Raw genomic sequence first — 13,191 nt, forward strand, 5'->3', positions numbered from 1 at the left:
GCCATGAAAAGAATTGTATTGACTGGCTTTGTACTTATAGCAGGATTTACACAAGCACAAGAAAAAAATAAATTCCAGACTAAACCCAAAGCAGAGAAACCATACATCAACCCTGTAAAGCTGACAAAAGAAGAAAGAAACAGACCTTATATGGATGAGGTTTTGAAATCCAGAGATAATTTAACTCCTGAAGAAGCTGAAAGGAGAAGAAAAAACATTGAGGCTGGGAATCCTTTTAAAAAATATGGTTACTATCCTAAAGTAGCTACACTTAGCAAAGGAAAGTATTTAGAGTTCCATGATAAGGATTCTATTGTGAGCATTGGCTCTGTACGATTCAACAAAAAGACTAAAGAGATTGTTGAATTCAGAGAAATAGATTTAAGTGACCCAGATGCTCAACCCTACTTAGATACAGCAGGGAGGTGGTTTTCTCCTGACCCATTGAGTGAGGAGTTTAGCAGTTGGTCTCCATACAATTTTGTATTTAATAATCCCATAAGCAATGTTGACCCAGACGGGAGAGCTCCTCTTACTGATTTTAAACTTTTAAAAGATGGTTCTGTTACCAGAGTTGACCCTAATGATGGAAGTGAAAAAAGAAACGATGACAGACTTTTGCTACTGATAAAAAAGGGAATGTAACAAATACATCTCCTGTTGTAATAGATAAGGCTAAACCAAGTGATGGAACCATTATAAGCAGTTTAGCAACTGATTATGGACTAAAAGATTCTACTTTCCCTAAGGGAATTAATTTCGGAAGAACCACGGATGCTGAAGATGCTGCTAATGTTTTTTCATTTGCTGCTAAGAACTCTAACGTTGAATGGGGTTTAGAGGCTTATAAAGTAGGAAAGGGGGTTTCTTATACTGTACTTACAGGTCATAATGAAGGTTTAACACCTCCAAATTTCCAAAATCAATCGATGTCTAAATTATTATTTGAAATTCATTCGCATAAAAATATAAATGGACCTTCACCTGTTAATGGTATGACTGACGGAGATTATGGTGTAGCAAGAGACGGGGATAGAGTATATTATAACAGAACTAAAAGTACTAATTATCCTGGGCATTATCTTTTTTATGCTCCTAATGACGGTAAAAATACTTTGTGGAAATACTATTGGCATAATAACTCTAAAGTAAATGTAAGTTCTACAATTAATTTAAAATCATTAAAATGAAAAAAATAATAATTCTTTATTCCTTATTGTTGTGTCTATTAAGTTGTAAAAAAGAAAATGAATATTTTACATCAAATGAAATCTATAATACTGTTATTGAAAGTGTAGATAAAATACATGATAGTATGTCTAAAACTGATAGTATTTTTTATGTGTTTAATAGATATGATACTTTAATTGTTCTGTCTTCAGAAAGCGAAAATATACTTCGCCCAACTTATAATGTTAAAAAAATAGGCTATTTTAAATATAAAAAAAATAAAATTATTGTTGTTGAACCCTATAAATCAAAATTTGAATTAGTTAATAAGGAAAGTAAACTAAACTTTATTGATAATAACCTAAAGCCCCCATATTATCATGGGAATGATTATCAAAAGGGATTTGTTTATAAGATTAAAGATTTGCAAAATTTAGAATTGATTGATAAGGGAAATCTAATGAAGTATTTTAAGCCAAATGCAGAATATGAATATCTTCCGCCTCTACCTCCTTCAAAATAATATTGTTTTAGAAAGCTATGAATAAACGTTTTGTTTTGTTATTAATTATAAGTTTTCTATTAAATGATTGCTCTGTTTATAAAGACAAAACTATTAAAGTAGAAAAAGAAATTAATTTGGAGCTCCCAAAGATTTCTGAAATAAAGAAAAAAGAAATTTCCGAAAAATCTAAAGATGTCTCATTAGGTTACTTTTGGGGAGTGAGTGAAGATATTTATCCTTATTTCAACAATCATAAATTTGAAAATCCTGTTTCTTACGAAAGACCTGCTAATAATTTTGTTTTGAAAGTTGATTATTTCTTTGATAAAAAACAAGATGTAAAACTCAAATTCTATAAGTGGAATTATGACGAGAAAATTGAAACTCCAAGAGAAATTTTTACGGATAAATTTGAAGAGATTAAGAAATTTCTATCAGAAAAAATAGGTAATCCGACTTTTGTTAAATACGAAGATTTAGAAAAATCTAATGAGGAAACGGTAAGAGATGATGTAAAATGGAAAGGTGAAAATTTAAATGCTTATCTTTTTCGTTTTAAAGGAAAAGGTGGTTTTGACCAGATAAGGCTTGTTTTGTACAAAGATTAAACGATTCTATATTATAGATATACTAAATAATAAAACAAGCATAGAAGGGTTTTATGACATTTTTTCCGATAAAATACGTGCAAATATGCTTTTAGATCTTTTGGAAGTGCTTCAAAAATTAATTAAAAGTTTTAAATAATATTAATTTATCATCAAAAAGTTTTTAATTGATTTTTAATGGTTTTATTTATCATGAAAAAGAAGTGTAATTGTCACATATTTAGAATGTCCGAATTGTTTTACGGAAAATGTGACATTATTTCCTGTTTTTTTATTTTCATTAAAGTGATTTTCTCTATTTTGCAAATTTGGCAATATAATGGTGATAAGAAAATAAGTCCTTACTTGGCAGATAGGACTTATTTAATTTTGACTCATTAGAAGAGAGAGTCTCTTTTGGTTTTAAGTTTGCAAAAATAATACTTTTTTCTAAACTACATAATTAATTATCTCTTCTCGGATAAATCCTCTTTTCGTAATTCAAGAGGAATAACTCTAATTTTTGAATATGGCTAAGAAAACGACCAGTTCTAAAATTGGGACGAAAGCGTCTGCACTTTTGAGAAGTAGTAAAACTTCCGCAAAAGTAAAGTCGGTAGCTGCTAGTGCTTTGTCTCAAGTTGAACCGAAAAAAAAGAAGTAGGTTAAATCAAGGTTAGCGTTCCTTTTAAAAACGCTTTTTTATGTTTAATTAAAAAACTGATGATTAATTATGATTTTAAGAAAAAAAGAAGCTCATTTTAGAGATTTTGACGAACAAAGCTATATTAAAATTGAAAGGCTTTTAGATTTAAAAATTAATGAAGAATATAAAGAGGAGTTGAAAGAACTTTATTCTTTAGAAGATAATAGAGAGGAAATTTTAAAAATTGGAAATGCTACACCGTTGATTGATGCACTTTTAGAATTAGATGCTGCATGTAAAAAAAAGGATATAAAGTCGAAGATAAGAAATGTTCAATTGAAAAGACTTTATGAAAAAGAAAAAGCCGTTTTTGAAATTTTTGGAGTCGAAGATGAAGAAATTCTTTTAGAAAATGGGAGTGATATTTTAGAGGTAGAAACTGTCTACTCTGCTAAAAATGATATTCTTGATTATTATTCATTAAGCAAATTTGCTAATTATTGTAGAGATCTCGAGTATGAAACATTGGTGAATTTTATTAGAGATTATTTAAAAGCTAAAAATGAGAACAATGAAGATGAATGTAGCTTAAGATTAGTTTATAAAAATGAAGATAGTAAATACTATTTTAGAGCTATAACTTCAGCTGATGGTTATAAAGATTATGGAATTAACTTCTCTATTGTAATAGCTCTTTTAGCTTTGGATAGCTATGCAGAAGATAACAATGAAGAGATTTATATTAATTCCTTTGTAGTTGATGAATCCAATATCTATGTTTCTTTTCAACTTAGTAAAGGAATAGTGTTAACTCCTAATTTATCCCTAAAGTTTACTCTCATATTAGAAAATGATGAAATTAAAAGGAATGCAGTTTCTTTTAATGGAATGTTTACATTAATTTTTAATGATAATGGAAGAGAAAGCGAAATTTTTCTAAGACCAAGAGGAATGAAGTCTGATGAAAATGAATTTGCTTCTGATTTATTGACTTATAGGCATAGCGGTAGTATTTCTAATGTTTTAGAAAAAATTGGTTTATTGCCTGAATTAATAAGAGAATATGTTGAACAAGTAAGTGATGACGCTAAAGGTATTATAGAAATTGAAAATCCTGATGACGTAAAAAAGCTAATTGCTAAGAAGGTTAAATATTCTAAAAAACCTGAATTCAAAGCTTATAAAGATCAGATTTTTAATAACCTGATGAATAATAATGTTACTAACGTTTTTGGTTTATTTGAATTACTTAGAAGTGTAGAAGACTTATTTGAGCATACTGATGTTGTCTCTAAAGATTTTTGGAGAACCAAACTTTATGAATCTTTAATAGAAAAAAAATAATAAATTTTTAATTATGGAAATAGATAAAATTAGGGAGCAGATTGCTGTAGAAATCTGCAATGATATAGAAATCTGGAACGATGTTCTTAGTGATACTAGCCCAGGAAATTATGGTTGTGACCATTGGGATGCAGAGGTTTATTATAGTAATATTTACGTGGATATCCCTGCTAGAACTTTTGAGGTTAGGTCTGGAAGTTTTTCGGCGGATTTAGTTTTGGGTGCAAGTAATGGAGATTCTAGCATGAATTTTAGTTATTTTAAACCTTTTAGTGCAAAAGGGAAGTTTGATTTTTCGGATGCAAACAATGTTAAAATTGAAGATATTAATATCGATATTGATATGATATTTTTGGAGAAGATTAATCTAAAAACTCCCTATTTTTCTCCCCGATAATTTCATGAATTGCTAAACCCCTCATTAAATATTGAAAAAATAAGTTATTGGTTCGAGCCCAGGTGGGACCACATTTAAAATTAAGCACTTACAGAAATGTAGGTGCTTTTTTTCTTATTATCATAATCAGAAAGAATTACAGAAAACAAATACGGCTCAACCATCATAGCTGAGCCGTATCAATGAAAAAGTAATTATCCCGAATTACTTATATTTTATTTGTTAATCAGCTTTTCAAGCCTATCCATCATCTCGCTCTTCTCCTTCAGCATCCTTTCATACAAAGCAATCTTTTCTTCGTGAAGTTGAATTAACTTATCAATTGGATTGATGTTGTATGTACCACCAGAATTACCAATGAAAGCCTCATCGTGAAAAGTATTTGAAATAATATTAATAGCCTGTTCCTCATCAAAATTCTGAAAAGCCTCTACAGGAATGTTCAGGACGTTGGAAATGGCTTTTAAAATATGATCGTCGATAACCTCCTTTTGTTCCAATATGGAAATTTTCTTTTGGTTCCATTCTTCGCCAAGGTCAAAGGCCAGGGCATCCTGCTTGATGCCGAGCATTTCCCTGAAGCGTTTCACGTTTCTTCCCTGATGTATTTTCTGTTCCATAGCGGTTATCTAAATTTTAAGGCTTAAAGATAAAGCCATTTATGTTAATTCATTGAATGGTAAAGTTAAAAAAAATTATCCTTTAGAATAACCCATTCGCCCGGATATTTTATTCCCTGAAAGTATAAATTATTCACGGATAAGACCGGAATTCAGTTCCTGCATTTTAAATCTTATTTTTATGAAAAAGATAAAAATACCGATGGAAATCGATGAGTAGGATAATAGTAATAAAAAAAATCCTCTGGAGAGAGTTTCATAAAGCCGGATCGCAAAATGAATGAATAATGGATTTAAATATAACTCATTCGGCCCTGTATCTTTTATGAAAGTTCAGTGATCGTAATTCTTAGATAGCAGTTATTTTACGGTCCGTCCCAACCCTTTCCCGGGTTTCCGCATCTTTATCTATAGAAACTATTCTTAAATCAAAAAAGATTTTATGAAAACGGTATATATAAAATTCCTGTTGTTTTTTCCTTTGTTCTGCATGGCACAAATCCCGGTGATCGAAACGGCGGACGGAAAAGGCGGGTACGTAAAAAATAACCGGGTTGTCCTTCAGAAATTGATGATCGAAACCAAAATTACAGGCAGCCTCTCTACGCATGTTGTGACGATGGTCTTTAAAAACAATTCCAATCGGTTAAGAGAAGGGCGTCTGACGTTTCCGCTTCCGGAAGGGGTTAATGCCGGCGGATATGCTCTGGATATCAACGGGAAGCTGCGCAGTGCCGTTCCGGTAGAAAAAGAAAAGGCCAAAGAAGTGTATGAAACCATCAGGAAAAGGAATGTTGACCCGGGTGTCCTGGAAAAAGTGGAAGGCAATAACTTCCGGACGACTATTTACCCGATTGCTGCCAACGGAGGCGAAAGGACGATTCAGATTACCTACAATGATGAACTGAAAAGATCAGAAAACGGCTACCGGTACTTTCTGCCCCTGAATTATTCATCTGAAATTCCGGAATTCCATATCAAAACCACTGTTTTTCAGAATGCCGCTGCCCCTCAGCTGGAAGAAAAACCTGACGGCAGCTTTGATTTTGTGAAAAACGGCAATGCCTGGACCGCAGAGACCCGTAAAACCAACTATGTACCAGGGCATAATCTGAGGATCAACATTCCCCGGGGCAGCGACAGCCAGAATATCCTTATGCAGAAAGCTTCCGGCAATGCATCCTATTTCCTGGCCAACCTGAACATCAGCCCCAATGAACGTGCAAAAAAACTTCCGCAGGAACTGGCCATCGTATGGGATCATTCATTAAGCGGAATCAAACGTGACCATGCCAAAGAACTCGCTTTGCTGGAAGCCTATTTTCAGAAACATAAAAACCTGGAAGTAAAAATTTATTTCATCAGCAATACGTTTGACGAAGGGAAAAGTTTTGCCATCAGGAACGGGGACTGGAGCCGTTTAAAATCATATTTGTTACAGGTAACGTATGACGGCGGGACTGATTTCGGAGTGCTGCAGCCGGTAAAAGGAGATGAAGTCCTGTTTTTTACGGACGGGCTGGCTTCTTTCGGAGACCTGAAACTGGACTGGAAGCAGCCGGTGTATACCATTTCATCATCCAATACTGCGAATTTTAACCGGTTGAAATTCATCAGCAATAAAACAGGCGGTGAATTCCTGAACCTCAATGAAAATGATCCTGAAAAGGAAGTAAGGAAATTACTGTTCCAGCCGCTGAAGTTTTTAGGCATTGAAAGCAGTCCGTCCGTTGACGAAGTATATCCTTCGCTGAAACAGACCATTTCGCAGGATTTTGTTCTGACCGGTATGTTAAAAGGAACCCAGGCTTCGGTTAAGCTGAAGTTCGGCTATGGCAATGAAGTGACAGAGGTGAAAACCGTAATGCTGGATGCTGCCGTACAATCCGTAAAAGACTGGGAAATTTCAAAATTCTGGGCCCAGAAGAAACTGAACGAACTGGAGATTTTTGAAAACCAGAACAAAGACGAAATTAAAAACATCAGCCGGCAGTTTGGCCTCGTCAGTAATTCCATGAGCCTGATGGTGCTGGAAAATGTGGAAGACTATGTACGGTATGATATTGCCCCGCCTGCAGAGCTGAAAGCATCATTCGATCAGATGGTAAAGAACAGGCGTGCCGCAAAAGAAGAAAGGGTGAATAGCCTGATGGCCGCCGCCGAAGCCATCACGGAAAACCTGAAAGCATGGTGGAAACAAGATTACCGTCAAAAGCCCGGGCGATATCCTAAGCCTGACCGTAATGCAGGATATACAGATTCGATAAACGGAAGAAACGTAAGAATTGAGGAAGTGGTGGTCACAGGTGCCTTAGGGATAAGAAGAAGTGAAAAATCGGTTACTTCAGCATCCACTGTTGTGACGACTTCCGGGACGGTTAGGGAACAGCCGCAGATCAGTACAAGAGGAATGTCTTCTCTTGCTTCTGGTAATGTAACTGAAGCGTTGCAGGGAAGAGCGATAGGAATAACAATCAGCACAAGGTCTGAACAGGATAAATTCCCGGAGGTGATTAATTCAGGCAGGATCAGTATGGCGGATATACCGTCAGGCGAAGAATATATGAAGGTATTCAGCGGGATCAGAAATCCGGAAATGATCTATGAACTGTATCTTAAAAACAGAAAAGCATATGAGAGCCTGCCGCAGTATTATTTTGATGTTTCCCAGCTGCTGTTTAAGAATAATGACAGAAAAGCAGGATTAAAGGTATTGAGTTCGGTTGCTGATCTTGACCTTGAAAACGAGGAGCTGTATAAACTGCTGGCATACAGGCTGAAACAGGCTGAAGCCTATGACAAGGAATTGTTGGCAACCCAAAAGATCCTGGAATGGAGGCCATTCGATCCGCAGAGTTACCGGGATTATGCCCTGGCCCTGGAAGACAACGGAAACCATCAGCAGGCTTTGGATAACCTGTATAAGATCCTCAACCAATCCTATACAAAAGAACTGGCCGACCGCGACCAAGGAATTGAAGAAACGGTTATCATGGAAATCAACAGGCTGATCAGCACGTACGGAGATCAGCTCGACCTTAAAAATATCAATCCGAAAATCATAGCAGACCTTCCGGTCAACGTCAGGGTAGTGATCAGCTGGAACAAAGACGATACAGATATTGACCTTTGGGTAACGGATCCCAACGATGAACGCTGCTATTACTCCCACAAGGAAACGGAAATCGGCGGCAGGCTGAGCAATGATTTTACCAGAGGCTTCGGGCCTGAACAGTTCCTGCTGAAAAAGGCAGTTAAAGGAAAATATAAAATCCAGACCAATTTCTTCGGCGAACGTCAGACAGGCATAGCAGGGCCGACCGCCATAATGGCGGAAGTCTATATCAATTATGCCACAGGAAAACAGGAAAGAAAAATAGTGGTGTTCCAGAATCAGAAAACAGATGAAAAAAGAAATGATGGCGGCATCCTGATCGGTGAGTTTGAATTTTAATATTTAATGAAAAGTCAGTAAAATCTTCCTCAGTCTTTCAGACAGGGCTTGTTTTAGAAGGATAAAGCATTTTCTCTATCTTTGCCCTATTGAAAAAAATAACAATATGAGTATTCACATCAGTGCCGGCAAGGGAGAGATTGCCAAAGTTGTGCTGCAGCCGGGAGATCCGCTCCGCGCGCAGTTCATTGCCGAAAAATATCTTGAAAATGCCGAATTGGTCAGCAAGACAAGAGGGATTTTTTATTATACCGGCTTTTATAAAGGGAAAGAAATTACCGTAGGGGCAAGCGGAATGGGCTTCCCGAGCATCGGGATTTATTCTTTCGAGCTGTTTACCGAATATGAAGTCGATACCATTATACGGATCGGGACCTGCGGGGTATACAGTACCGATCTTAAGCTGTTTGATATCCTGAATGTGGAAAAAGCAGCCAGTGAAAGTACCTATGCAAAATATGCCTGGGGAATTGAAGAGGAAATCCTGTCCCACCAGGGAACGATCTTTGATACCCTGAACCGGACTGCCGGCGAACTTGCATTACAGGCAAAATCCATCAATGTCCACAGCAGTGATATTTTCTACCGGAAAGACCCGGCTGTTCCTGCCATTGCTGAGAAATACAACTGTCCGGCCGTGGAAATGGAAGCGTTCGGGTTATTTGCCAATGCGCAGCATTTAGGGAAAAATGCAGCCACCATCCTTACCGTAACGGATATTATCCCGACCCACGAGAAAATTTCCGCCGGCGAAAGGGAAAGGGCCCTGAAGCCTATGATGGAACTTGCGCTGGAATCGGCGATTAAAGGATTGTAAACAGCGTATTTATATACATTTTGACATGCAAAAGAGCTTGGCAGATTGCTGAGCTCTTTTTCTATATCCTGAAAAATTTCCGGGCTGTCTCTGTGGTTTCATGAGCCACTTCAGAAAGGCTGATTTTCTTTATATGGGCAATGGTCTGTGCCACATAGGGCAGAAATGCAGGTTCATTTCTGCGGTGCTGCATCCGCGGCATATTTTTCGGCAGCATAAACGGTGCATCGGTCTCAACCATCATACGGTCAAGCGGGACATAACGGATCACTTCTTCCAGATGGCCGAACCGGTTCTGATCGCTTATCGCTCCCGTGAATCCTAGGTAAAAACCTTTATCCAGATAGATTTTCGCTTCATTCAGCGTTCCGGTAAAGCAGTGGACCACCGCTTCCGGCATTTTGGAACGGTAATCGTCCGTGATATCGTTAAACCTCCTGAAAGCAGATCTTTCATGCAGGAAAAGCGGTTTGTTGACTTCAATGGACAGTTCAAGCTGGGCACGGTAGCACGTTTCCTGAACGGGCCTTGGCGAAAAATCCCGGTCAAAATCCAGTCCGCATTCCCCTACGGAAACCACATGGTTCTGTTCCAGCAAGGTTCTGAGCTCCTGAATGCCCTGTTGGGTAAAAGACTTCGCGTCATGAGGGTGGATGCCTGCCGTGGAATATAAAATTTCAGGATAGTCTTCTGCAATCCCTGCAGATTCCCTGCTTCCGCGTACGCTTGTGCCGGTAAGGATCATCTGTTCCACACCGTGATCCAGGGCACGGTTGATTATTTCTTCATGTTCGTTGTGAAACTGTTTATGGGTTAAATTGATGCCGATATTAATCAGTGTATTCATTTTTTTGATGTTTTGTTAATTAAAAAATATCTTGTTACATGCGCACGGTTTACAGCGCTTTTAAATGATTTTTCAGAATAAAAACTTCTGTAGCCGGAATCTGTTCTTCCGTTAATTTGTGTTGTGATTTTAGCCCGGATCAATTTCCGTCTTTTTTTCCTCTGCTTAAAAAACCTGACGGTTTCACGGAGCTGGTCTTCTATTTCAGACTTTTCCGTTCTTCTCCATTTCTTATTGCCGTATTTTTTCAGATAGGGTGGGATCTTCCCCCATTCATAACTTCTGAAAGTCCCTTTATTATATACGTTTTTCATAATAACATAAATTTAAAAAAGAAACAGGCAGGATTCGAACCTGCAACTTTCCTGTGCGTGGAATGTTTTTCCGTTAAACTACTGTTTCTTTTATTAGGTTTCAGCTTCCAGAAGGCTGAAATATTCCGTAGCGGTTAACGGCCTTATGTTCCCTTCAGGACTCACCTCTTTTTTTAATTCACAGATGAGCAGGTCTCCCTGCCTTTTCAGGCATCTGATATGCGGAATAATATTTTCATGAATTCTGAAGGTTGATGCAACAGCCGTTAAAGCATTGTCTTTATACTGGGGTTCTATCCAGAGCCAGTGTTCATTTCCCGTGGACGCGCACCGGCATTTCACGGCGTACGAATGTTTATCTCTTCTCCAGGAATACAGGCCGAGTTTACTGTTTTCAACGGCATATACTTCATAGTGGTTTATCTTTTTTACGGAAGATTCATTTCCGTTCCTGTCATACTGAAAATAATTTACCGGAATTTGCGCTTCATTTATTTTTACGGCCCCGAACTTTTTCATTAAAGTTCCTACGCCCACATATCTGAAACAGAAAAGCCTGAATTCACGGTCATAAGAATCAAAAAACGCTTCAGGCTTTATCGGCTCCGTTCTATCCCAGAGTTTTTCAATTTTATTTAAAATTTTCAGGAAATGAGATGAGCTGTAATTCGTCCATTCCCGTTCATACTCCCGGGTGACAAAATGCTGAAAGCTGCTGTGCCTCAGTTTAAGAATGGAAACCAGCTTCTGCAGCGAATGGATATAATACCCCGGGACATTATATTCTAATGATGACCCTGAAATGATACATTCGTCTTTTGTGATATAAACACGGTCTCTCACCTTAAAATAAATCTTGTTAGCAAGACCTTCATAATCCTCATTTTCATCATATAGATAATGGTTTACTTCTTTCAGTGACGGGAATTCTGATCCTTTCTGCCGGTCTGATGTAAGATAATTGATGTACTCCAGTGATCTGAAATTTACGGTGCCGTTAAACATAAGCCTCTGGTTAATTCTTTTCAGATGGTCAAATTCACAGTATTTATGCATGATAAGCGTTCCCGCTTCAACCAGATTTTTTGCAATTACCTGATCCGTATTGAAATTTCCGGTTATTTTCTCAAGCATTTCTAGGTAACAGGTTTCCGAACCGTGGTTCTGAAGGTTGCCGTGAATTTCATTAAGCATAGGAAAAGCAGCAGCACTGTTGCGGTTGATCATAATGGTTCCGGTTTTTTCCAGTACCGGGAAATTGATATAGGAGCCGTTTTCAAAATGAACTTTTCCGGTGGTTTCCTGAAGCTGCGGAAAAGATGCTTTCGTATTTTCAAACCTGAGGTTTCCCATAATTTTTTTTAGCACAGGGAAATAATGGGTGAATTCATGCGCTGATTTCTCACGGTTTTCCATGACAAGTGCGCCATGAATGAATTCCAGATTCGGAAAAGAAATATGCTTACCGAAAATAGTAACCGCTCCGAGAATTTCACGATGAGGAAAAACCAGGTCATTGCCAAAAATATCAATATTGAAAATACCGTCTTCAGGCAGAATATCAATTTCATACTGATGATTAACAGGAATAACGATTCTTCCCTTTTTTAATTTCTTACCCCTTGCATAAACAGCCGAATTTTTAAGGTTGATACTTCCTCCGACAGTCATTAAATGCGGGAAGGCGAAATCGATAATACATTTGATATTCCCTTTTACTTTCTCCAGCCGGTCCAGTACTGCAGGGCAATGCAGCGTAAAATTTCCCTCTACCGTTTTAAGCACGGGAAATGAACAGCCCGGTGCATCCACAGACAGGTTTCCCTTTACTTTGACAAGGTTCGGAAAACGGCAGCCTTCACCGCGCAGCAGCAGGTTACCGTTGACTTCCGTGAAATCAAAAACCATGTCCTTCGCATAGATTTCTAAGGATGAATATTCATCTGCATTGATTTCCTGAGCCTCTTTATCGGAAAAGATTTTACGGTTTTTTATCGCTTTAGTCGTAGGCATTTTCGTTGAGTTGGGTTATCGGGTTATATTCCTGCTGGATATACTTTACAAAATATCCTTTCTCTATACAGAGGATGTCATGTTCATGATGGATGATAAAAGCATCTTCAGGAATATAAAATACTTCCGTACGGTCATTTTTTCCGGATATTTTATAATTCCGGGCTTTCAGGATGTGCTGGTTCCCGGTCTTTTCCAGGCAGTACTCTTTATAATTTTCGGTATGGTCATCAATATTTTTGATCCTGTTTTTATTTCTCACAGCCCTTCTCTGAACCGGCGGTATAATTTCCGGTTTTTTCTGAGCTGCCACCTGAAATTTTTTTTCAGCCACGGGCCATTCTTTCCGCTGCACCGGAACAGGCGTCCGGACTTCTTCAATAATTCTGAAAAAAATCAATAATTTCTTAAGCATGATATTCTGTTTTTTAATAAAGCACAAAAAGGCCGGGATTGAACCGGCAACCTGTCCGGTAA

The 13,191-nt window shown here is 37.5% G+C and carries 13 protein-coding genes, 1 tRNA gene and 1 pseudogene; 9 read left to right on the top strand and 6 right to left on the bottom strand.

Annotated elements, in window-relative coordinates; genetic code table 11:
- The first annotated feature begins 3 nt into the window (after window positions 1-3).
- The 7 genes and pseudogenes from SD427_RS03645 to SD427_RS03670 all read left to right on the top strand — a co-directional run bounded on the left by SD427_RS03645 (window position 4) and on the right by SD427_RS03670 (window position 4,649).
- Window positions 4-645 carry an RHS repeat-associated core domain-containing protein gene (locus SD427_RS03645; protein ID WP_320559942.1) on the top strand — a complete coding sequence of 214 codons (642 nt, stop codon included), beginning with the start codon at window positions 4-6 and terminating at the stop codon, window positions 643-645.
- Between the two features lie 107 nt (window positions 646-752).
- A pseudogene (locus SD427_RS19035) lies at window positions 753-926 on the top strand (JAB-like toxin 1 domain-containing protein); the annotation flags it as partial.
- A 3-nt stretch (window positions 927-929) separates the two neighbouring features.
- Window positions 930-1,190, top strand: coding sequence for a hypothetical protein (locus SD427_RS03650; RefSeq protein WP_320559943.1), 261 nt, complete (start codon window positions 930-932; stop codon window positions 1,188-1,190).
- Window positions 1,187-1,693 (top strand): hypothetical protein, encoded by a 507-nt coding sequence (locus SD427_RS03655; RefSeq protein WP_320559944.1) that lies wholly within the window; start codon window positions 1,187-1,189, stop codon window positions 1,691-1,693. Before SD427_RS03650 ends, SD427_RS03655 begins: the two co-directional genes overlap by 4 nt.
- Before the next feature lie 17 nt (window positions 1,694-1,710).
- The gene (locus SD427_RS03660; RefSeq protein ID WP_320559945.1) at window positions 1,711-2,283 is read left to right on the top strand and encodes a hypothetical protein; all 573 of its coding nucleotides are present in this window, start codon (window positions 1,711-1,713) and stop codon (window positions 2,281-2,283) included.
- A 712-nt stretch (window positions 2,284-2,995) separates the two neighbouring features.
- The gene (locus SD427_RS03665) at window positions 2,996-4,252 is read left to right on the top strand and encodes a hypothetical protein (protein WP_320559946.1); all 1,257 of its coding nucleotides are present in this window, start codon (window positions 2,996-2,998) and stop codon (window positions 4,250-4,252) included.
- 13 nt (window positions 4,253-4,265) lie between these two features.
- Window positions 4,266-4,649 carry a hypothetical protein gene (locus tag SD427_RS03670; protein WP_320559947.1) on the top strand — a complete coding sequence of 128 codons (384 nt, stop codon included), beginning with the start codon at window positions 4,266-4,268 and terminating at the stop codon, window positions 4,647-4,649.
- A gap of 215 nt (window positions 4,650-4,864) precedes the next feature.
- Here SD427_RS03670 and SD427_RS03675 read toward each other — a convergent pair whose 3' ends face one another.
- Complete coding sequence (locus SD427_RS03675) at window positions 4,865-5,269, bottom strand: helix-turn-helix transcriptional regulator (protein ID WP_320559948.1); 405 nt, start codon at window positions 5,267-5,269, stop codon at window positions 4,865-4,867.
- Window positions 5,270-5,711: 442 nt separating this feature from the next.
- Between SD427_RS03675 and SD427_RS03680 the strand changes: the two genes are divergently transcribed.
- Together SD427_RS03680 and deoD are read left to right on the top strand one after the other, a co-directional pair.
- Window positions 5,712-8,723, top strand: a complete 3,012-nt coding sequence (locus SD427_RS03680) for a VIT domain-containing protein (RefSeq protein ID WP_320559949.1) — start codon at window positions 5,712-5,714, stop codon at window positions 8,721-8,723.
- Between the two features lie 106 nt (window positions 8,724-8,829).
- Window positions 8,830-9,540, top strand: coding sequence for a purine-nucleoside phosphorylase (gene deoD / locus SD427_RS03685; protein WP_320559950.1), 711 nt, complete (start codon window positions 8,830-8,832; stop codon window positions 9,538-9,540).
- 61 nt (window positions 9,541-9,601) lie between these two features.
- On the opposite strand, the gene SD427_RS03690 is transcribed toward deoD, so the two are convergent.
- From SD427_RS03690 to SD427_RS03710, 5 genes are all read right to left on the bottom strand, one after another.
- Window positions 9,602-10,387, bottom strand: a complete 786-nt coding sequence (locus tag SD427_RS03690) for a TatD family hydrolase (protein WP_320559951.1) — start codon at window positions 10,385-10,387, stop codon at window positions 9,602-9,604.
- Window positions 10,384-10,701 carry a hypothetical protein gene (locus tag SD427_RS03695; protein ID WP_320559952.1) on the bottom strand — a complete coding sequence of 106 codons (318 nt, stop codon included), beginning with the start codon at window positions 10,699-10,701 and terminating at the stop codon, window positions 10,384-10,386. The genes SD427_RS03690 and SD427_RS03695 overlap by 4 nt, the downstream gene beginning before the upstream one ends.
- 19 nt (window positions 10,702-10,720) lie before the next feature.
- A tRNA-OTHER gene (locus SD427_RS03700) sits at window positions 10,721-10,789 on the bottom strand.
- A gap of 5 nt (window positions 10,790-10,794) precedes the next feature.
- Window positions 10,795-12,714, bottom strand: a complete 1,920-nt coding sequence (locus SD427_RS03705; RefSeq protein WP_320559953.1) for a hypothetical protein — start codon at window positions 12,712-12,714, stop codon at window positions 10,795-10,797.
- The gene (locus tag SD427_RS03710; protein ID WP_320559954.1) at window positions 12,701-13,129 is read right to left on the bottom strand and encodes a hypothetical protein; all 429 of its coding nucleotides are present in this window, start codon (window positions 13,127-13,129) and stop codon (window positions 12,701-12,703) included. Before SD427_RS03710 ends, SD427_RS03705 begins: the two co-directional genes overlap by 14 nt.
- Between the last annotated feature and the right edge of the window lie 62 nt (window positions 13,130-13,191).

The organism is Chryseobacterium sp. JJR-5R, from assembly GCF_034047335.1.
Taxonomy (GTDB): domain Bacteria; phylum Bacteroidota; class Bacteroidia; order Flavobacteriales; family Weeksellaceae; genus Chryseobacterium.